General features: G+C 58.8%; 17 protein-coding genes and 1 pseudogene. 7 read left to right on the top strand and 11 right to left on the bottom strand.

The genetic code is table 11. The features are described from left to right. The first annotated feature begins 157 nt into the window (after window positions 1-157). The 3 genes from AC07W4_RS12895 (at window position 158) to AC07W4_RS12885 (ending at window position 2,746) form a co-directional block, all read left to right on the top strand. Window positions 158-643 carry an adenosine-specific kinase gene (locus AC07W4_RS12895; protein WP_008046383.1) on the top strand — a complete coding sequence of 162 codons (486 nt, stop codon included), beginning with the start codon at window positions 158-160 and terminating at the stop codon, window positions 641-643. A 406-nt stretch (window positions 644-1,049) separates the two neighbouring features. After that, on the top strand, window positions 1,050-1,859 hold the full coding sequence (locus tag AC07W4_RS12890) for a glycosyltransferase (RefSeq protein WP_495032670.1): 810 nt from the start codon (window positions 1,050-1,052) through the stop codon (window positions 1,857-1,859). An 83-nt stretch (window positions 1,860-1,942) separates the two neighbouring features. Continuing rightward, window positions 1,943-2,746 carry a 2OG-Fe(II) oxygenase gene (locus tag AC07W4_RS12885; RefSeq protein WP_008046379.1) on the top strand — a complete coding sequence of 268 codons (804 nt, stop codon included), beginning with the start codon at window positions 1,943-1,945 and terminating at the stop codon, window positions 2,744-2,746. A 92-nt stretch (window positions 2,747-2,838) separates the two neighbouring features. On the opposite strand, the gene AC07W4_RS12880 is transcribed toward AC07W4_RS12885, so the two are convergent. The 5 genes from AC07W4_RS12880 to AC07W4_RS12860 form a co-directional block, all read right to left on the bottom strand. Then, a complete protein-coding gene (locus AC07W4_RS12880) occupies window positions 2,839-3,588 on the bottom strand; it encodes a hypothetical protein (protein ID WP_495032669.1) in 750 nt (249 codons plus the stop codon). Between the two features lie 103 nt (window positions 3,589-3,691). After that, window positions 3,692-5,287 carry a DUF5666 domain-containing protein gene (locus AC07W4_RS12875; protein WP_495032668.1) on the bottom strand — a complete coding sequence of 532 codons (1,596 nt, stop codon included), beginning with the start codon at window positions 5,285-5,287 and terminating at the stop codon, window positions 3,692-3,694. Beyond that, a complete protein-coding gene (locus AC07W4_RS12870; RefSeq protein ID WP_495032667.1) occupies window positions 5,284-6,126 on the bottom strand; it encodes a DUF6502 family protein in 843 nt (280 codons plus the stop codon). The genes AC07W4_RS12875 and AC07W4_RS12870 overlap by 4 nt, the downstream gene beginning before the upstream one ends. A 130-nt stretch (window positions 6,127-6,256) precedes the next feature. Further along, window positions 6,257-6,964 carry a hypothetical protein gene (locus AC07W4_RS12865; protein WP_495032666.1) on the bottom strand — a complete coding sequence of 236 codons (708 nt, stop codon included), beginning with the start codon at window positions 6,962-6,964 and terminating at the stop codon, window positions 6,257-6,259. Window positions 6,965-7,269: 305 nt separating this feature from the next. Continuing rightward, window positions 7,270-7,842 (bottom strand): DUF2214 family protein, encoded by a 573-nt coding sequence (locus tag AC07W4_RS12860; RefSeq protein WP_008046353.1) that lies wholly within the window; start codon window positions 7,840-7,842, stop codon window positions 7,270-7,272. A 268-nt stretch (window positions 7,843-8,110) separates the two neighbouring features. On the opposite strand from AC07W4_RS12860, the gene AC07W4_RS12855 reads away from it, so the two are divergent. Next, window positions 8,111-8,743 carry a dihydrofolate reductase family protein gene (locus tag AC07W4_RS12855; RefSeq protein ID WP_495032665.1) on the top strand — a complete coding sequence of 211 codons (633 nt, stop codon included), beginning with the start codon at window positions 8,111-8,113 and terminating at the stop codon, window positions 8,741-8,743. A gap of 90 nt (window positions 8,744-8,833) precedes the next feature. Beyond that, entirely contained in the window at window positions 8,834-9,640 is an 807-nt protein-coding gene (locus AC07W4_RS12850; RefSeq protein WP_495032664.1) for a glycosyltransferase family 2 protein, read from the top strand. Window positions 9,641-9,715: 75 nt separating this feature from the next. Here AC07W4_RS12850 and sorB read toward each other — a convergent pair whose 3' ends face one another. From sorB to mqo, 3 genes are all read right to left on the bottom strand, one after another. Next, window positions 9,716-10,363 (bottom strand): SorB family sulfite dehydrogenase c-type cytochrome subunit, encoded by a 648-nt coding sequence (sorB, locus tag AC07W4_RS12845; protein WP_495032663.1) that lies wholly within the window; start codon window positions 10,361-10,363, stop codon window positions 9,716-9,718. A gap of 10 nt (window positions 10,364-10,373) precedes the next feature. Further along, window positions 10,374-11,615 carry a SorA family sulfite dehydrogenase catalytic subunit gene (gene sorA / locus AC07W4_RS12840; RefSeq protein WP_495032662.1) on the bottom strand — a complete coding sequence of 414 codons (1,242 nt, stop codon included), beginning with the start codon at window positions 11,613-11,615 and terminating at the stop codon, window positions 10,374-10,376. Window positions 11,616-12,119: 504 nt separating this feature from the next. After that, window positions 12,120-13,766, bottom strand: a complete 1,647-nt coding sequence (gene mqo / locus AC07W4_RS12835; protein ID WP_495032661.1) for a malate dehydrogenase (quinone) — start codon at window positions 13,764-13,766, stop codon at window positions 12,120-12,122. A gap of 391 nt (window positions 13,767-14,157) precedes the next feature. On the opposite strand from mqo, the gene ilvD reads away from it, so the two are divergent. Next, a complete protein-coding gene (ilvD, locus tag AC07W4_RS12830) occupies window positions 14,158-15,840 on the top strand; it encodes a dihydroxy-acid dehydratase (RefSeq protein WP_495032660.1) in 1,683 nt (560 codons plus the stop codon). Window positions 15,841-15,990: 150 nt separating this feature from the next. On the opposite strand, the gene AC07W4_RS12825 is transcribed toward ilvD, so the two are convergent. From AC07W4_RS12825 to AC07W4_RS12815, 3 genes and pseudogenes are all read right to left on the bottom strand, one after another. Continuing rightward, window positions 15,991-16,716: a methyl-accepting chemotaxis protein gene (locus tag AC07W4_RS12825; RefSeq protein ID WP_443216116.1), complete on the bottom strand. Its 726-nt coding sequence runs from the start codon at window positions 16,714-16,716 to the stop codon at window positions 15,991-15,993. A 132-nt stretch (window positions 16,717-16,848) separates the two neighbouring features. Further along, window positions 16,849-17,604: pseudogene (locus AC07W4_RS12820) on the bottom strand (MCP four helix bundle domain-containing protein); the annotation flags it as partial. 96 nt (window positions 17,605-17,700) lie between these two features. Next, complete coding sequence (locus AC07W4_RS12815; protein WP_495032659.1) at window positions 17,701-18,375, bottom strand: DUF2238 domain-containing protein; 675 nt, start codon at window positions 18,373-18,375, stop codon at window positions 17,701-17,703. Between the two features lie 160 nt (window positions 18,376-18,535). On the opposite strand from AC07W4_RS12815, the gene AC07W4_RS12810 reads away from it, so the two are divergent. Next, entirely contained in the window at window positions 18,536-18,967 is a 432-nt protein-coding gene (locus AC07W4_RS12810; protein WP_008046328.1) for a nuclear transport factor 2 family protein, read from the top strand. The last annotated feature ends 98 nt before the right edge of the window (window positions 18,968-19,065 follow it).

Below are 19,065 nucleotides of genomic sequence, written 5' to 3'. Positions count from 1 at the left end.
CCTGTCAGCCCAAGTGTCAACGACCGGATATCAGTTCCGTGGCACGCGTTGAGCAATCGGCCAAAAGCAGACAGAGGACGCAGCAATCGTAAATGACTGGCTATGCTTGGTTTGTTGCCTGGCTCTCCTGGCAACATCGAGGAAGGAGGCGTTTGAGATGCAACTCATCACGTTGAAAATCGAAAAGCCGGATGTGACGAACTTCATTCTGGGTCAGACGCACTTCATCAAGTCCGTCGAGGATATCCACGAAGCGCTGGTCAATACGGTGCCCGGCATCCAGTTTGGCGTGGCCTTTTGTGAAGCCTCTGGCCAATGCCTGGTGCGATGGTCCGGCACCGATAGTTCAATGATTGAACTTGCACAGAAAAATGCGAAAGCCATCGCCGCGGGCCATAGTTTCATCATTTTCCTGGGCGACGGTTTCTATCCGCTGAACGTGTTGAACACCATCAAAATGGTTCCAGAGGTATGCCGTATCTTTTGTGCAACAGCCAATCCGACCGAAGTGATTCTCGCCGAGACGCAGCAAGGGCGTGCGATCCTGGGCGTAGTGGATGGCTTTTGTGCCAATGACATCGAAGGCGATGAAGACATTCTGTGGCGCAAGAACCTGTTGCGCCAGATTGGCTACAAACTGTGAGTTGCAGGGTGTGCCCCCAAGCACGCTCGACCGATGCATGATACGCGGCGCGTGACGCCCTGTTCGGGGCGCAACTGCACGTGCGGGCACACCCCATGACGTAACAAATTACCTGAATGCCTTGCGCGAGAGCAGTTCACACCGTCCCGAGACGCTGGCCTGATCAGCCTCCGGATGTAACTAATCAAGTCAAAATGTTTACCTGCAGAGCAGATCCTTATACGATGAACTCCGCTTCTACCGCTCTCCGTCGGGCCTGAGCAAGCCTTGGTTATTATGCATGACAAAGCGACTTAACAAATTGTGCTCTATGATCACGCAAGATTTTGCGCAAAAAACAAGCAAGAACTGTATAGAAGTTCAATCATTCATATAACCAAATAAAATAACATTGAGCACCTGAACGATGAACAACCCCGATTTACTGGCCGAAAGCTCCAAAGCCTTCAGCATAGTTATAGTAAATTACAAAACACCAGAAATTACCAAGATATGCCTGGACTTATTGCACCAGCATTTTGGCAGTAACAGCGTCCCGGTATGGGTGGTTGACAACTATTCCGCCGATGAGAGCACTGAGTATCTACGAACTCTTGACTGGATCAATCTGATCGAGCGCTCTATTTCTGAACCAGAAGCGGGCCATATTGCCCACGGCAAGGCACTTGACCTGGTTCTGGAGCGAATTGACACCGATTATTTATTCCTGATGCACACCGATACATTTGTTTTCGACAAGAATGTTTTTCCGATGATGCTGAACAAATGCTTGAAAAACCCGAAGGTCGCGGCCGTCGGTTGTGTCGAGCAAATTAACCGCGGCACCATGAGAACTGCCTGGCGTTTTAGCTCACGACTGTTCAAGCACCACTTCAGACGCCTGAAAATCTCCATGGGATTGCGTTCCAGAGAACCAAAGCCGTACAAAGAAGTCTACTTGAAAAGTTTCTGCACCTTGTGGAACTGCAAACTTGTCAAACAGCACAATATGCACTTCTCGATGGATGATCGCGTGCCAGGCTATACCCTACAGGACCGCATGACCGAGCTTGGTTATGTCGTTGAAATGTTATCGCCGCGTAAAATCTTCAGCTATCTGGATCACATTCAATCCGGCACTGTTGCAGCGGTTGGCGGTTATGGTGAAACTCATAGACGAACCAAAATGTACAACAACATCCTTAAGCGTCTGAACAAGGACGACAGGACAAATTGAGCGGCGAATAGACGCAACGAGCAGGGCGTTCAACCCTGCGTGAAGTCACCCATACGTTTTTATATCAGGTCATTGGAGCGGTAATGGCACCCATCACTCAAGCACTACCTATCACCCTGTCCCCGGAGCTTGATTTCGACCAGAATGCCGCCAGCGCCTTTGGTGCTTCGTTGACCGGTAGCTATGTTCAGGCGGCGCCATTTCCGCACATAGTGATCGACAACTTCTTGCACGAAGACCTGATTGCAAGCATCTGCTCGCACTTCCCGGTCGAGCCAACCAACAATGAAATGCTCTACGAGCGCGGCTATAAAGGTCAACGGAAACGTCAAATCAGTCCCAACGAATGCGACCCCTATTTGAAGACTGTTTTCAACGCCTTTAACTCGGCACCCATGTTGCAGTTTCTTGAAAAGCTCACAGGCATCGAAGGTCTGATACCCGACCCCTACTTTACCGGTGGCGGCCTGCATGAAACGAAAAGCGGTGGTTTCCTGGGGGTGCACTCGGACTTCCGGCTCAACAAAAAACTTAATGTTGAGCGCAGACTGAATATCATCATTTATCTGAATGAAGACTGGCAAGAGGAATACGGCGGCAACCTGGAACTTTGGGATGTCGGCATGAAGACCTGCCTTAAAAAAGTCCTGCCCATTTACAATCGCTGTGTCATTTTCAACACAGACAAGGACAGCAATCATGGGCACCCGGAGCCTTTAACGACTCCGGAACACATCACCCGCAGGTCTATCGCGCTTTATTACTACACCGCCGGAACCATGGCGATCGATCCGGCACAAAGAAACAAAACCCACTACAAACCAAGGCCCAAGGATCGTTTGAGCCTGAAGTACTACATCAACAAGTTGATCAAGAAGAAAAACTGAACTGCAAAACGCCCGCTAGCGAGGCAAGGGCCTGAGCCGAGGCGGTGAAACGCATCAAGGCTGCAGGTAACCTGACAGGCAACGGCGAGGAATCAAAATACGTGGCTAAGCAACAGTCCGGTCTCGCCGTCCGGGCTGGCGTCGGAAAAGCCCTTGACGGCATACAACTGAATCTTCCACTCCTGATTGAGCTTGTGCGTGAGGAAGAGCGTGAGTTCCTTGATCTCGTCGCCCGTGGAAACGACCTTCTGCCGCCAGTCGTAGGACACGCCCGCCGTGGTGCGCGCGAACACGGGCATGGCAAGGCCCAGGCCGGCGAAAATCGGGTTGTCGAAGTCAGAGCCCGACGGGTCGCCGAACTTTTTCCAGCCCAGGGTCGCGAACCCGGTCACACGACCGAAGGCTTTGGCGACGTCGACCTGGGCGGAATAGTCGGTTTTTCCGGTGCCCAGGCACTCGTCTTCGTCGGCGGTGGGCAACTTGACCTTGCCGATCAGGTCCACGAACAGCCCGCCAACGCTGCCGTCCAGCACGGCATAGTCGGCACCGGCAACGGTGTCGCCCAGACCGCTTTCCACCTTGCCGCAACCGCCAGGCAGCGGCTCGCCGTCAGGGCCTACCGAAGGATTGGTGATGCGTAGCCAGGGCACGGTGAGCTTGTAGGTCATGGGACCGGTTTCGTATCTGCCCACCAGAGGGACGTACCAGGTTTCGGACATAGTACCGGTGCCATAGTCGCCTCGCGAGTAGTCGGTTCCGATCGAGGTCGTGAAGGTATCGGCCAAGACCGGCATGGCCAGGCTGGCAAGCCAACCGACGAGCAGGATGTACTTGGGGTCCATGTTCACCTCGTGTCTGGCGTCATCGAAGTTCACACGCATGTTTTGTTGCGTGACTTACCCCAGCCTAGTTACTTATGACGAAAGTGCATCATGTCTGCACTCTTTAACCCGACCTGCCGGAGTGATCGATTTTTTCAACTGGTTCAACCTTCTCGACTTTTTCCGGCCGATCAACTTTTTCGACCTTCTCGACCTTTTCCGGCCGATCAACCTTCTCTACCTTCTCTGGCCGATCAACCTTCTCGACTTTCTCCGGACGCTCTACCTTCTCTACCCTCTCCACTTTTTCGAATTTGCCGGATTGATCGACCCTCTCGACTCGCTCTGACTTGCCAGACTTGTCCACGTCAACGCGTTCTATCTTGTCGCCACCGCCATGGCTGTCACTGCCCCCGTGGCGAGTATCGTCGATGACACTGCCTGCGCTCTCGGAGCGGCCGCTCCTGTCACTACCGGAGTTCCCTGAATCCCCCGAGCTGCCTGAATTGCCGGAGTTTCCGGAGCCGCTCGAGCCGCTCGAGTTGCCCGAGCCACTTGAGTCGTCGGTGCCTTGCTCGCCGGTGCCGAGTCGTCCGTGCCGGTTGCCGGCTGGCGAATCGGAGCGCTCGCGGGGCAATTCGATACGCGTTGCCTGCACCTCCCATGCGCCTGTGAACACGCCGTTTATCCGCACGCGTCGATCCAGCGCCAGCTCCGAAGCCTGCACACCGACAAACACGGTGTCGCCCGCCAGGGTCACATTGAAGCCGCCCACCACCAAATGGCGGTCCTGCCGGCTCTGTACCAGGCCCTCGATCACTGCGTTGTGTGCCCGGCCAATGAAAGGCAGGCTCGGGTCGGGACGGCTTTGGCTCACGTCCAGCTCGCGACCGGACCAGTGGCCGCGCACCAGCATTTCCCGCGCCGGGCCAGAGTGGTTGCGCAGTTTGATTCCCTGTAGATAGCCGCTGCGATCCACCGGACCGATGGCACTGGCCTCCTTGAGGCCGGGCGCCCGGTCGATACGGCTGGCTACCACTTCGCCGCGAGCATCGCGCAGCCCACTGACCCGTACGGGATCGCCCGGGCGCAGGTCGGCAGCGACCTGGGCCCCCTTGGCCAGGCGTACCGGTTGCCCCATGACACGCATGGGCATGGAATCGCGTGGCAGGGCTGTCAAAGGACCTTCGTAGGCGTGCAGGATAGAAATGCGTCCAGCCTCCAGACCGCGCCGGGAGTTGAACGCTTGCACGGCAACCACTTGGCCTATCGCCAGGCGGGTACTGGAGGTGGCAATGCCGTTCTCGCTGACAGGAACGTTTTTGTTGAAGTGCACTTCCACGCCATTGACGCAGATCGAGGCGAACCCGGTGATGGTGCCGACAATGCCGGTACCTCCAATCCCACCGTTATCGTTGCTGATACCCGTACCACCCACGCCGCCTGCAACGGCCCCGGTGCCGCCAATGCCGCCAGGGCGCTTTTTCAACGGTGCGCCGGTACCACCGACTCCACCGTTGTCGGTGTCGATGCCGGTACCGCCCATGCCGCCAGGCGCTGCGCCCGTGCCGCCGGTGCCTCCCGGTGCCTGGATGACCGGCACTTCGCTGGTGCCCGCGTCATTCTGGCTGACACAGGCCGGGGCGGCTTGCAACACAATCGGAAGCACGAGGCCCAGAACGAGGGCGGTTGCACGAATCAGGCGCAATTTGACGGTCATGATTCAGGCGCTTTTGGCGAATTGGGATCGGAACCTTCAGTGTAGAAGTACAGGCCGACTGTGATGCGCTGGCGTGGTTCAAGGCTGGGCAAATCCCGGAATTCCAGTTCGGCGGCAAGTCGATTGAAGCTCAACAGTGCCTGCATTCCCTCGCTGGCCACAGCCTCGCGCAACGCCTCGACGCTCATTGGGGCCAGTGCGTCATAGTGGACACTGCGTTCAAAAAAGGCCGGGCCTTCGCTGCTCAGGTTGTGTACGGCAGCGCAGGCATGATCATGCAGATTATGCCCCAAGTAAGCCGCTTTCTCATCGAAACCCTTTTGTGGCACGAAGGCCTGGGCTTCAAGGTGCACGCGCTCTTTTTCGTCGAGGCGCACGATCCCCAGGCGCAGCCACTCGTCCAACACCACCCGCGCCCTGATATCGGTACTGACTTTCGCCACCAGGGCGTCAAAGGAGCGGTCGCCACCGACACTGGCCAATCGAGGCAGTGGCTGTGGCTGGCCGGCGTCGTTGCAAAAGGGCGCACTGGCCCAGGCGTTGACCAGTTGCGCACCGAACGTGATGTTTTCCGGAAGCATGGAAGCAGCCGGGTCGCCTGTACTGCGCAAGCGCCGTACATCCTTGCGATGCACGCCGGTGAGCAGGCTGATGCGACTGTCGCTCGGTGCCTTCTCGCCCAGGCGGAACTCACGGTCCGCCACTTCGACGAAAACCTCCTTGAGCAGGTCGGCAAACACCAGGTAGGTGACGCCTTTGCGCAGCATCAGGCGCACCAGCGGCCGCATGACATGTCGCAAGGCTTTGAGGAGCGAGGTGGGCAGCGTGGACGATTGCATTCAGCGAATTCCTGGATAGATAACCCCAGTATAGCCATGTGGGAAATAATCCCATGAAACCACGCGCGTATTTTTTGCCACGACTCATGCAAAACCGGTCCCCAGGGTTTTGCATGAGTCACAAAACGCCTCAGATCCGGCTATTGTCGTCGCCGGGCTCGCCGCCGACATGGACACCGCGATCATCACCCGGCTCACCGCCAACGTGGACGCCGCGGTCATCACCCGGCTCGCCGCCAACGTGGACGCCGTGGTCATCACCCGGCTCGCCGCCAACGTGGACGCCGTGGTCATCGCCCGGCTCGCCGCCGACGTGATTGCCGTGATCATCGCCCGGCTCGCCGCCGACGTGATTGCCGTGATCATCGCCCGGCTCGCCGCCGACGTGATTGCCGTGGTCATCGCCCGGCTCGCCGCCGACGTGATTGCCGTGATCATCGCCCGCTTCAGCATGGGTACCACCGCGACCGGAGTTCGCGCCTCCAGAACCGGAATGGCCTGAATTCCCATGGTCGCTGCCGCTGTGACCACTGTTGCCACCATTCCCGCTGTTACCACCGTGACCACTGTTGCCGCCATTCCCGCTGTTACCGCCATGACCACCGCTGCCGCCACCACCGTTTCCACCACCACCACCACCGCTGCCGCCGCCACCGTTACCACCACCACCACCACCACCACCACCACCACCACCACCACCACCACCACCACCACCATCCTTGGCATAGGCACTGGAGTCATGGGAAATGGAATCTGGTACCAGAACGATGGAAGCCGAAAGGACACCGCCAATTGCCAGCGCCAGCAATCCTCTCTTGAAAAGCAGGTAATTGTTCATCGTGCATTCTCCTGGTGATTTACCGCGAGCAGTGTCAACGCCGTACGCGCTGCAATCCGTGAGCGGCATGGGAGCAAACTGTCAAACCTGAAGCTTCTTCTGAATTCTTGTGCGTGGGATTTTTTCCCACACACAGAAGTTAGCCCTTTCTGGCTCAGGGTCAACCCGCGCAGGAGAAAGCCGACCGACGGCCAGGGGGACACAGATGGGGATGGAGGGGGTTGCCCATGCGGGAGTGGCATGGGCGGTGGTACTTTGCGTTTTAAACCGGAGGTTTACAGGTGCGAAACACAGTTTGTTGATCGCTACCCCGGTACCGAGGTTTTTTGCGCACCGACACTGCCCGCCCTGCCGGCGACTGCCAGTGCCACGCAACAAGCCAGTAACGAGAATGCGGCGAATGCACCCATCACATGCAGGTAAGGCAACACGTGATTCCAGGCTCGAGCCACCCCCAGGAAAGCGGCGAACAGCCAACCGCTCATGGACAGCGCCCCCAACAGGGCGAGCCGCGAGCGGCCTGCACTGCGCAGTGCGACGAAGGGAGCCTTTTGCAGCAACGGGAAGCCGATTCGATGCAATAGTGCACCGTTGAGGCTCAGCAGCGCGACGACCGTCACCTTGGCCCAGAGTTTCTGATTGAGCAGATACGCATCGCCTTCATTGAGATACCCCTGAAGCACCAGCAACAGACCGCTTGCCCAAAGGGCCAACAGCGCGAGGCTGACAATCTTCTGGGTTTCATCGAGGTATTCAAGCCTCGCCTGATCGAGTATTTCCTTGCGCCAACTCCAAAGCTTGTGATCCGCCTGCAACACCCTCCCCAGGGCAATACACGTAGCGAGCAGATGACCGTATACGAGAAGCATTTTGAGCATTGCCTTGACCTTAATTATTGTTTTGGCGCGGCGTTCCCTGCTTCGCTGGATTGAAAACGAATGATACAAATTAGCAATTGCACTTTCAAGACAAATGCTCACTAACATTCACCAGTACCGATCACCATACGACTTTCGTCGTATACGGACCGCGCATTTTGTTGTCGATTTCACAGCGCCTGGTTCGACTACCTTTCAGAGAAGGGTCTCAAGCAATCGCAGACCGCCCTGTCTAAACACTCAAGTCAGGATCAATCAGGAGAAGAACATGCGCACATTGACCGTTGCCGCGTTCGTGAGTCTGGACGGCGTCATGCAGGCTCCCGGCGGGCCTGAAGAGGATTGCAGCGGCGGATTCCGCTTCGGTGGCTGGATCGTGCCCTACGCCGACAAAACCACCGGCCAGGCCGTACAGGAGCTGTTCTCGCAGCCATTCGAGTTGCTGCTGGGGCGTCGCACCTATGACATCTTCGCCGCTTATTGGCCGCACACTCAGGCCGATTCACCCCATCACACCATCGCTGACCTGTTCAACGCCGTCCCCAAGCATGTGGCCACCCATCGCGCCGACTCACTGGCCTGGCACAACAGTCATGCGCTGGAGGGCAACCTGGTCGACGCGATCAGCGCGCTCAAGCACCAGGACGGTCCTCATCTACTGACCCAAGGCAGCGGTGACCTGGTGCGGCAACTGCTTGCCGCCGGCCTGGTGGACGAATTGCGGCTGATGATTCATCCCGTCCTGCTGGGACGCGGCAAGCGCCTGTTCGACGACAACGCACAAGCGTCGGCCTTCACCCTGATGAATTCGATCAGCTCACCCGGGGGTGTGCTGATCGCCCGTTACATCCGCAGCGGCGAGGTGCGCACAGGATCCTTCGAAGGCGTCGGACAGCGGTAGCCAGCCTCTCTGTCGTCCAGGTGAAATTAAGCTTGGGCTAAGGTTGCTTCTTTAAACTTCGGCACTTTCGAGTCGTCGAGTATTTCGAAGATGGGCAGTGTCGATACAAACGCCAAGCCACCGTTCAGCATCGTTCTGGTTAATTACAAAACCCATGATTTGACCAGGATCTGCCTGGACCTTTTGCGTGAACCGGTACGAAAAGCCGGAATCCCGGTGTGGGTGGTCGATAACGGTTCGGCGGACGCCAGCGTCGAATATTTGCGCTCGCTCGACTGGATCAACCTGATCGAGCGCGATGCCCCCACCAAAGAACCGGGGCACATCGCCCATGGCAAAGCGCTGGACATGGCGCTGGCCAGGGTCAACACCGACTATCTGTTCCTGATGCACACCGACACGTTCGTCTTCAATTCAAACGTCTTTGCGATGATGATGGAGCACTGCACCAAGGATCAAAACGTCATCGCCGTCGGTTGCACGGAGCAACTCAATCGCGGACTGCCAAGGACCGCGTGGCGCTTCACTTCACGCCTGATCAAGCACCACTACCGACGCCTGAAGCAATCGCTGGGCCTGCGATCAAAGGAGCCGAAACCCTACCGGGAAACCCACCTGAAAAGCTTTTGCACGCTATGGAATGGCAGACTGATGAAGCAGCAGGGTCTGCATTTTCAGATCGATGACCGTGTGCCCGGCTATGAGCTGCAAGACCGCGTGATCGGGCTTGGCTATAAAGTCGTGTTTCTCTCGCCTGGCAAAATCTTCAAGTACCTGGACCACGTCCAGTCCGGCACCGTCGCCGCTGCGGGCGGCTATGGCCGGGATCACCGGCGGACCAAAATGTACCAGGACATCCTCAAGCGCTTCAGTGCAACCAACTCCTCAATGTCTTGAATAAACCCGCGTCCACAAAAAAGCCCGCTGACGGTCGCCGGTTCAGCGGGCTTTTCGCATCAGGCTGAAACTGACTTACTGCTGCAGGATAAAAGTCGCCAGGCTTTTCAGGTCGTCCGGGCTCAACTGCGCGAAAGGCGGCATGGGCACGTCGCCCCACTTCCCGCTGCCACCGTGCTGGATGCTGACCATCAACCGGTCCATTGCCTGCGGGTCCTTGGCATATTTGACCGCCACATCGCGGTAGGCCGGGCCTACCACTTTGTGATCGATCGCGTGGCAGGACAGGCAGGCGTTGTTCTGCAGCAAGGCCCTGGCGTCGACTTTTGCCACAGTCACCACCGGGGGCTGGGCCACCGGGGCGTTCGAGGCAGCCTGAACATCGGCATCATTGGCCTTCGCACTGCCGTAGGTCACCGCCAGGTAAGCGCCGATAACACTCACATCCTGGTCGCTGATCGGAGCGCCGTACACGTGCTGCATCTTGCCCGCTTCGGCGGTCCACTGCGCCAGGCTCATGCCCGGCGGCTGGAAGTTGATGTAATCGGCCGAATGGCAGACGGAACACTTCTGCTGCGCCAAAGCGTAGCCAGGCATCGTGCCGGGCTTGAACACAGCTGTTTCAGGCGGCAGCGTGATCGATAGCGGCGCGGCGCCAGCCAGGGTCGCCAGGCAAACCTGAACCGCGCACAGCGAGGCGGTCATGCATTTTACAAGTTTCATGCGGCCCTCCTCAGGCGACGGTCACGTGGGTGATTTCGACGACGTGGCGGCGGTAGCCAGCGGGGTTCCAGTCGGCTTGCAGCGGTTGAGTCTCGCCGGCACTGTTGCTGGCTCGCACCATCAACGGTGTAGCGCCCTTGCTGGTAAAGCTGATGGGCAGTGTCCACTCACGGAAGGAGTAACGGCCAAGGTCCAGCCCGAGCGTGGATTCACGCCAGGTTTTTCCGCCGTCGATCGACACCTCCACCTTGTTGACCCCAACGCCACCGTCGAACGCGATGCCCTTGAGCTGCACGCTTTTGTTCAACGGCAATACATCGCCGTGTTTGACGCTGGTGATGAAACTGCGTACCGGCAACCTGGAAATCGGCAGGGTTTTCGCCGCCGTGGTGCCGGGGGCAATGCACAAGCAATCGTTATCCGGAACCCGGTAACCCTTGGCCATGAAGAAACCGTCGTAGGTGTGGTCGACCACTTCGATCTCACTCAGGTGCTTGACCCAGTACGTGCCGAAATAGCCTGGCACCACCAGGCGAATCGGGTAACCGTTGAGAAAAGGCAGGTCGGTGCCATTCATCGACCACGCGATCATCGGCTCGCCGTCCATGGCATGGCTGATGTCCAGCGCCTTGATGAACTCCGGCGTGCTTGGCAATACCGGCTTATCAAGCCCTCTGAAAGTCACTTGCCGGGCCTCGGCTTTTACCCCCGCCTTTTCCAGAACAGCCTTGAGCGGTACCCCCACCCACCGCGCATTGCCCATTGAGCCATTGCCCAACTGAGCGCCGAACACCCGCGGCATCGAGAAGCCACGGCTGTTGCCCGAACACTGATTGACGGCCACCACCTCTACCGGTTCAGCGAGGGCCTTGAGCTCGGCAAGGGACAGTGACAACGGCGTGTCGACCGAGCCTTTGATCGTCAATCGATAGCTGTCCGGATCGATGCTGGTCGGGAAATTGGCCAGGTGGTAACGCACGAAAAAGGCGTCATTGGGCGTGATCGGCCCTTCGTTGAAGACGGGGAACGGCGTCTCCAGATGCGGCGGCCGAGTGGTCACCAGGGTCAACGGACGTTTTTGTGGGTATTGCACCAGCGGCCGTGGGCCGGCGGCAAAGGTCACTTCTTCAGCGTTTTCGTCGGTGGCCCTGGCGAGATTTGCCACCGGCGAAGCCGCCAACGCCAACGTGAAAGCATCGCGTAAAACCCGCCGACGGCTCGGCTGGCTGTTGTCTACAAAACTGAACTTCATTCTGCGCTCTCTATGATTGTTTTATTGAGATGCAACTGCTGTAGGAGCGAGCTTGCTCGCGATGGACGTTAACGAAAACGCGTGCCGACTGACTAAACGCTGCGCACATGAGTCCATCGTCGGAACGCAGTCCGGAGCAAGCTCGCCCCTACAAATTCCCGCCAGGGCGAAGAGGTATCAGGCTTACGGTTTCGCGTTACCCAGGTCGGTAAACAAACCAGTATCGTCAGGCCCAAACTGTCTGCTTCACATTGAGCGTCAGATACTTGGCAATTGATGACAGGGAGTGCCGATATGTGTGGCATAGAGAGAGTGCTGTTCACTTAAGCAGATGCCTCAGACACAGCTCCCTCGCCACGGGTTTCTCTCTGACTGAAGACACGCTTAAGTGAACAGCTTTTCGCCATAGAGAAGCCTTTTCGAAAACGATGTCCTGGTCATCGCCCACAAAAAAGCCCACTGACCGTCGCCGGTTCAGTGGGCTTTTTTGATCCGGCAGTCTAATTACAGAGCCATATCACTCGCAGCATTAGCCTTCGGTGCCTTCGCATCAGTATCGACAGTCACTGGCTTCACAGCCGGCGCGATCACCGCTGGTGGCGGAGTCAGTTCCAGCACCTTGGCGGTGTATGCCCATTCTTCAGCGACTTTCTCAGGGCTGGCATTCAGTTGAGTGCCGTAGCTCGGCACGATCTGGTGCAGCTTTGCCTGCCAATCAGCGGTCGCTACCTTGTCCTTGAACACTTTCTGCAGCACGGTCAGCATGATCGGTGCGGCGGTCGATGCGCCCGGGGAGGCGCCCAGCAGGCCGGCGATGCTGCCGTCCTGGGAAGCGACGATCTCGGTGCCCAGTTTCAGCACGCCACCGGCGGCTTCGTCTCGCTTGATAATCTGCACGCGCTGGCCGGCTTGCCACAGGCGCCAGTCTTCAGCCTTGGCATTCGGGAAGTATTCTTTCAGGGCGTTGAGGCGGTCTTCGTCAGACAGCATCAGCTGGCCTGCCAGGTACTCCACCAGCGGGTATTCCTTGATGCCGACCTTGGTCATTGGCCACACGTTGTGGGTGGTCGTGGTGGTCAGCAGGTCCAGGTACGAACCTTCCTTCAGGAACTTGGTGCTGAAAGTCGCGAACGGGCCAAACAGGATCACGCGCTTGCCGTCCAGCACGCGGGTGTCCAGGTGCGGAACCGACATCGGCGGAGCGCCAACGGACGCTTTGCCGTAGGCCTTGGCCAGGTGTTGCTCGGCAATGGTCGGGTTCTCGGTCACCAGGAACGAGCCGCCTACCGGGAAGCCTGCGTACTCCTTGGCTTCAGGAATGCCGGACTTCTGCAGCAGGTGCAGGGCACCGCCGCCGGCGCCGATGAACACGAACCTGGCGTCGGTTTCGGTCTTGCTGCCATCTTTCAGGTTTTTGTAGCTGACACGCCAGCTGCCGTCTTCGTTCCTGGTGATGTCCTGCACTTCGCTGGACAGCTTCAAGTCGAACTTCGGTGTGGTTTGCAGGTGTGCAACGAACTGGCGGGTGATTTCGCCGAAGTTCACGTCGGTGCCGAGCGGGCTCCAGGTGGCCGCGATTTTCTGGCTCGGGTCACGCCCTTCCATCATCAGCGGCACCCACTGCTTGATCACAGCCGGGTCTTCGGAGTACTGCATGCCGGCGAACAGTGGGCTCGCTTGCAGGGCCTCGTAGCGTTTTTTCAGGAATTTGATGTTGTCATCGCCCCACACGAAGCTCATGTGCGGCGTGGAGTTGATGAACGAACGCGGGTTCTTCAGCACGCCTTGCTGAACCTGCCAGGCCCAGAACTGGCGGGAGATCTGGAACGCTTCGTTGATTTCAACGGCCTTCGGGATCGAAACCTTGCCGTTCTCGTCTTCCGGGGTGTAGTTCAGCTCGGCCAGGGCGGAGTGACCGGTACCGGCGTTGTTCCAGCCGTTGGAGCTTTCCTGGGCGACGCCGTCGAGGCGCTCGATCATTTGCATCGAGGTGCCAGGTTCCAGCTCATTGAGCCACACACCCAGGGTCGCGCTCATGATGCCGCCGCCAATCAGCAGCACATCGACTTTCTTTGCCTCTTGCGCGTAGACGGAAGTCATCCCCATCGCCAAAGCCAGCCCCAGCAGGGCCGTGTTCACTTTCTTAAACATCTGTAGCACCTATGATAAAACGCCATCCGCCCTTCCATCCTCATGCGCACAACCCCATGTTTCTCGGCAGTCACGGGTGCGGCACTCAAGGATTGCAGGGTGGGCACACAAGGCCGACGAACCGCATCGACCCCAGTTTAATGTCCCTTCTGAACTGACTTTTTATCTTTATTGGCTTCAGCTACTTGAGCGACAGTGATTCCGTCGGCACGTCTTGCGGACATGCAAACTGAATAGGTCAAACCAAGTTGGCGCGCAGAATATCACGACAAGGCTTACCCGCGCGTCTGTTCCCGACCGGTTAGTCCGGGCCCGGGCGCCCGGCCTTCTATACTCATCCTGTTTTTCTCAACGCGTGTATGAGCAACAGCCATGAGCGACAGGAGCAGTCATGAGCGATAAAGACGATCTGCGCAAGTACTCCTCTCAAGTGATCGACGGCGTGGAGGCCGCACCGGCGCGCGCCATGTTGCGGGCCGTGGGCTTTACCGATGCAGACTTCACCAAGCCGCAGATCGGCATCGCCTCGACCTGGGCCATGGTCACCCCATGCAACATGCACATCGACAAGCTGGCGCTCGAAGCCGAAAAAGGCGCGAATGCCGCCGGCGCCAAGGGCGTGATCTTCAACACCATCACCATTTCCGACGGCATCGCCAACGGTACCGAAGGCATGAAGTATTCGCTGGTGTCCCGCGAGGTGATCGCCGACTCCATCGAAGTGGTCACCGGTTGCGAGGGTTTCGACGGCCTGGTGACCATCGGCGGCTGCGACAAGAACATGCCGGGCTGCCTGATCGGCATGGCGCGGCTCAATCGCCCGTCGATCTTTGTCTACGGCGGCACCATCCAGCCGGGGGCCGGCCATACCGACATCATTTCCGTGTTCGAGGCCGTGGGCCAACACGCGCGGGGCGATATCAGCGAGATCCAGGTCAAGCAGATCGAGGAAGTGGCGATTCCCGGTCCCGGTTCCTGTGGCGGCATGTACACCGCCAACACCATGGCCTCGGCCATTGAAGCATTGGGCATGAGCCTGCCCGGCTCCAGCTCCCAGGACGCCATTGGCGGCGACAAGGCCTCTGACAGTTTCCGTGCCGGCCAGCAGGTCATGGAGCTGCTCAAGCTCGACCTCAAACCTCGCGACATCATGACCCGCAAAGCCTTCGAGAATGCCATTCGCGTGGTGATCGCCCTCGCCGGCTCGACCAACGCCGTGCTGCATTTGCTGGCCATGGCCAACGCAGTGGATGTCGAGCTGACCCTGGATGACTTCGTCGAGCTGGGCAAGATGTCCCCCGTGGTCGCCGACCTGCGCCCCAGCGGCAAGTACATGATGAGCGAGCTGGTAGCCATCGGCGGCATTCAACCGCTGATGAAACGCATGCTGGATGCCGGCATGCTGCACGGCGATGTGCTGACCGTCACCGGCCAGACCCTGGCGCAAAACCTGGCCAACGTGCCCGACTACCCGGCCGGCCAGGACGTGATCCGGCCTTTCGACCAGCCGATCAAAAAGGACTCCCACCTGGTCATACTGCGCGGCAACCTCTCGCCCACCGGCGCCGTGGCCAAGATCACCGGCAAGGAAGGCCTGCGCTTCGAAGGCACGGCCCGGGTCTATCACGGCGAGGAAGGTGCGCTGGCCGGCATTCTCAATGGCGAAGTGCAGCCCGGCGAAGTGATCGTGATCCGTTACGAAGGGCCCAAGGGCGGCCCTGGCATGCGCGAAATGCTCTCGCCAACCTCGGCGGTCATGGGCAAGGGCCTGGGCAAGGAGGTGGCGCTGATCACCGACGGGCGTTTTTCCGGTGGCTCCCACGGTTTCGTGGTCGGCCATATCACGCCGGAAGCCTTCGAAGGCGGGCCGATTGCGCTGGTGGAGAATGGCGACAGGATCATCATCGATGCCGAAACCCGGCAGATCACGGTGGATGTCTCCGATGCCGTGCTGGCTGAGCGCAAGTCGCGCTGGGTGCGCCCGGAATCGAAATACAAGCGCGGGGTGTTGGCCAAGTACGCGAAGACCGTGTCCAGTGCTTCGGAGGGGGCTGTGACGGACAAATACCTTTAGCCCGTCGTTTTGCATTGCCGGGTCTGCCGCCTTCGCGAGCAAGCCCGCTCCCACAGTTGATCTCCTTTTGACGAAAATCCCCTGTGGGAGCGGGCTTGCTCGCGAAGAGGCCGTGACAAACACCGAATCTCTTGAATCAGTACATCAGCCTCAAAGCCTGAACCGATCAACCGACTGCGACAGCTGCCCCGCCAGGCTGGACAGCTCATCAGTGGTCGAAGCGGTCTGCCCGATCACCTTGCTGTTGCCTTCGGACATGCCGGCAATCATCTCCACCTGGTGGGCGATCTCGTTGCTGGCCAGGCTTTGCTCGCCGATGGTGCGGCTGATGTCGTTGACCAGTTGCGTGGTGTTGAGCGTGGCATCAAGGATTTCACGAATGGCGCGCTCGACATCGGCTGTCACCGCCATGCCCTTGTCGACCTGGGCCACGCCCTCCTCCATGCTGACCACCGCCTCGCGAGTGCTGTGCTGGATGCGTGCGACCATACTGGCGATTTCCTGGGTGGAAGCGCTCGTGCGCCCCGCCAGGCTGCGGACCTCGTCGGCCACCACGGCAAAACCACGCCCTTGCTCGCCGGCGCGAGCGGCTTCGATGGCAGCGTTCAATGCCAGCAAGTTGGTCTGGTCGGCGATGCCCTTGATCACCTGGATGATGTTGAAAATCCCTTCCGACTCTTTGTCCAGCGTGCGAATCACCTGCGCCGACTGCTGCGCCGAACGCGCGATGCCACCCATGTCGTTGACCACCTGGTGGATCACCCGGCCACCATCCTTGGCCAGGGCTTCGGCCTGATTGGCCATGTTCAGCGCCATTTCGGCATGCCGGGTGATTTCCTCGATGCTCGCGGTCATTTCGCTGGCGGCCGCGGCCATGGTGCTGGCCGCGGCGCTTTGTTGCTGGCTGCTGCCGGCCACCTCATGGCAGCCGTTGCTCAATCGCTCGCTCATGCCACTGACGCCGTGGGCGTTGCTGCGCACGACCTCGATCATGCCGCGCAAATCCCGCTGCATGGTCGCCAGGCTACGAATCAAGGCGCTGGCTTCGTCCTTGCGGGTGGGCTCGACAATTGGCTCGCTGAGGTTGCCATGGGCAATGTCCTGGGCAATGCGGCTGGCGGTTTGCAGCGGGCCCATGATGCTGAGGATCGCCGAACGCCCCAACGCAAGCAGCAGCAACAGACTGACGATCAGCACGCCGAGGAGGGTCAGGTTGGCGTTGCTGATCGCTTGCGCCGTGCCCTGGCTGGTCTGTTGCGTGTCGCTTTCGATCAACTCGCTGAGAGCTTCCATCTGGTCTTCCAGCTGGCTGAAGGCGCTGTTGAACGTGCCCACTTCCTGTTGCGCGGCTTGCGGGTTTTCCAGCGCCAGCCCGACGATGCGCTCGGCGGCACCGATGTAGGTGTCGAGACTGGGCTTGACCTTGTTGAGGCCGGCCTTGATGGTGTCGTTGACCGGCAACTTGAGGTTTTCCCCAAGTACTTCGCGAAAGCGCCGGGTGTGTTCCTCGATGGAACTGCGCACCTCGGCTTTGCTGCTGGCGCTTTTGTTCAAGCCCACCAACATGGCCGACAGCACATCGGCGCGCAGCGCGTCGTGCATCATGTCGGCTTCGAGGTGATTGCGCAGCGCGGCCATGCTGACGTTGTCGTCGTCCACGGCCACGGCCATTCGGGTGTTCCCCAGATAACTGACCAGGCTCATGATCAACGCGGTAAGCAATCCGGTGCCGATCAGCAACATTAAACGCAGTTTTATGGACACTCTGTGGTTCCTCTCTGGCACGTTTGGCGGCGGGTCTGTCCCGCACGGGTGGCACGCTTGAAGAGGTTATCGACGGGATCGAGCGGTAATTGAAGCCTATCCCAACAGATTGTTTTTTTTGCGACATGCGGTCGTCACCGGCTGTTTTTGCGCCCTGCCGCGCAAGGACACCAGCAACAGGCTGACAAACGCACCAGCTACCGCGATGGTCATGTCCTTTTGCGAGTCCCACGGATCGTTTTGTGCGCCGACGAAGGCCTTCGCCGTGTCATTGCCCAGGAAGGCACCGCCGACCCACTCCACCAGTTCGTACACGGCGGACGTCGACAGCATGATGTTCAGGGTCACGAAAAACAGCCAGAACCCCCGCAGCGGCGTCAGGCGCCACAGCACTTCGCGCACCGGATAAACCAGCAGCAGCCCGTAGCTCAGATGCACCAGTCGGTCATAGTGATTGCGGTGAACACCTGCCGCCCGGTCAAAACTCAAGCCCAACCACGCCGAAGACCAATGATCGTAAGGCACCAGGGAATAGGTGTAGTGGGCGCCCAGTTCATGCACACACAAAAACGCAAACACCAGCGTGATGGACATCGCCGACAAACGGAACCGCCGAGAAACCGCGACCAACGTCCCCACCAGCAACAGCACCAGCAGGTTTTCCAGCGCCCAGTCCACACGACTGCGGGGAGAAAACCCCGACACCCCGACAATCAGCACAAACACCAAGAGCAACGTCAGGTCGAACCGTAAACGCGGGTCAGGCTGCATGGCGCACTACCTCGAAGTCAGGACATCGTCCTTTAAGCTTCGAGGCAAGGGCGCTCTGCAAGTTCGCTTTTTTCATCCACGGCGTGATAGGTTGTACGATGACTGACGAACAACAATCCAGTCATCGCGCTATCCCAACAACAACAACAAGGAAACACCCATGAAAAAAGCAAAAGTGCTGATCGGTTTTCTGTGCCTGTTCAGCGGCTACGTCGCCGCCACCCCGGCTGCCGTCGACAAGGACGTGGCCCAGGCAGTCGACCACCTGACCCAGGCCATGCTGCACAAAGACATCCCGGAACTGAACGCCTTGACCGCCGAGAACCTGACTTACGGGCACTCCAGCGGCAAGATCCAGGACAAGAAGGCCTTCATCGCCGACATCGAAACCGGCAAAAGCGCCTTCAAGACGCTTGAGATGCAAAACCAGACCATTACCGTCTCCGGCGATGTCGCGCTGGTCCGCCACCACTTCTCGGCGCAAGCGCTCAAAGGCACTGAAGTGGTGCCAACCGAAATCGAGAACTTCCAGATCTGGCAAAAGCAGGACGGTAAATGGCTTTTGGTGGGACGTCAGGCTTACAAGTTCTGATGCATTGGTAAAACCACCACCGTACCTGTGGGAGCGGGCTTGCTCGCGAAGGCGTTGTATCAGACACCCTGGATGTCGACTGACACTCCGCCTTCGCG

Source organism: Pseudomonas sp. GW821-FHT02A08 (assembly GCF_059422045.1).
The sequence above is the reverse complement of the archived record's forward strand: the minus strand, read 5'-3'. Positions and strand labels throughout refer to the sequence as shown.

Excerpts from the sequence above, each read along its gene's own strand:
- AC07W4_RS12855 (WP_495032665.1), top strand. The coding sequence starts at position 8,111 with ATGCGCACATTGACCGTTGCCGCGTTCGTGAGTCTGGACGGCGTCATG.
- AC07W4_RS12860 (WP_008046353.1), bottom strand. The coding sequence starts at position 7,842 with ATGCTCAAAATGCTTCTCGTATACGGTCATCTGCTCGCTACGTGTATT.
- AC07W4_RS12895 (WP_008046383.1), top strand. The coding sequence starts at position 158 with ATGCAACTCATCACGTTGAAAATCGAAAAGCCGGATGTGACGAACTTC.
- AC07W4_RS12870 (WP_495032667.1), bottom strand. The coding sequence starts at position 6,126 with ATGCAATCGTCCACGCTGCCCACCTCGCTCCTCAAAGCCTTGCGACAT.
- AC07W4_RS12810 (WP_008046328.1), top strand. The coding sequence starts at position 18,536 with ATGAAAAAAGCAAAAGTGCTGATCGGTTTTCTGTGCCTGTTCAGCGGC.
- ilvD (WP_495032660.1), top strand. The coding sequence starts at position 14,158 with ATGAGCGATAAAGACGATCTGCGCAAGTACTCCTCTCAAGTGATCGAC.
- AC07W4_RS12850 (WP_495032664.1), top strand. The coding sequence starts at position 8,834 with ATGGGCAGTGTCGATACAAACGCCAAGCCACCGTTCAGCATCGTTCTG.
- AC07W4_RS12880 (WP_495032669.1), bottom strand. The coding sequence starts at position 3,588 with ATGGACCCCAAGTACATCCTGCTCGTCGGTTGGCTTGCCAGCCTGGCC.
- AC07W4_RS12885 (WP_008046379.1), top strand. The coding sequence starts at position 1,943 with ATGGCACCCATCACTCAAGCACTACCTATCACCCTGTCCCCGGAGCTT.
- AC07W4_RS12875 (WP_495032668.1), bottom strand. The coding sequence starts at position 5,287 with ATGACCGTCAAATTGCGCCTGATTCGTGCAACCGCCCTCGTTCTGGGC.
- AC07W4_RS12825 (WP_443216116.1), bottom strand. The coding sequence starts at position 16,716 with ATGGCCGCGGCCGCCAGCGAAATGACCGCGAGCATCGAGGAAATCACC.
- AC07W4_RS12890 (WP_495032670.1), top strand. The coding sequence starts at position 1,050 with ATGAACAACCCCGATTTACTGGCCGAAAGCTCCAAAGCCTTCAGCATA.
- sorB (WP_495032663.1), bottom strand. The coding sequence starts at position 10,363 with ATGAAACTTGTAAAATGCATGACCGCCTCGCTGTGCGCGGTTCAGGTT.
- AC07W4_RS12865 (WP_495032666.1), bottom strand. The coding sequence starts at position 6,964 with ATGAACAATTACCTGCTTTTCAAGAGAGGATTGCTGGCGCTGGCAATT.
- AC07W4_RS12815 (WP_495032659.1), bottom strand. The coding sequence starts at position 18,375 with ATGCAGCCTGACCCGCGTTTACGGTTCGACCTGACGTTGCTCTTGGTG.
- sorA (WP_495032662.1), bottom strand. The coding sequence starts at position 11,615 with ATGAAGTTCAGTTTTGTAGACAACAGCCAGCCGAGCCGTCGGCGGGTT.
- mqo (WP_495032661.1), bottom strand. The coding sequence starts at position 13,766 with ATGTTTAAGAAAGTGAACACGGCCCTGCTGGGGCTGGCTTTGGCGATG.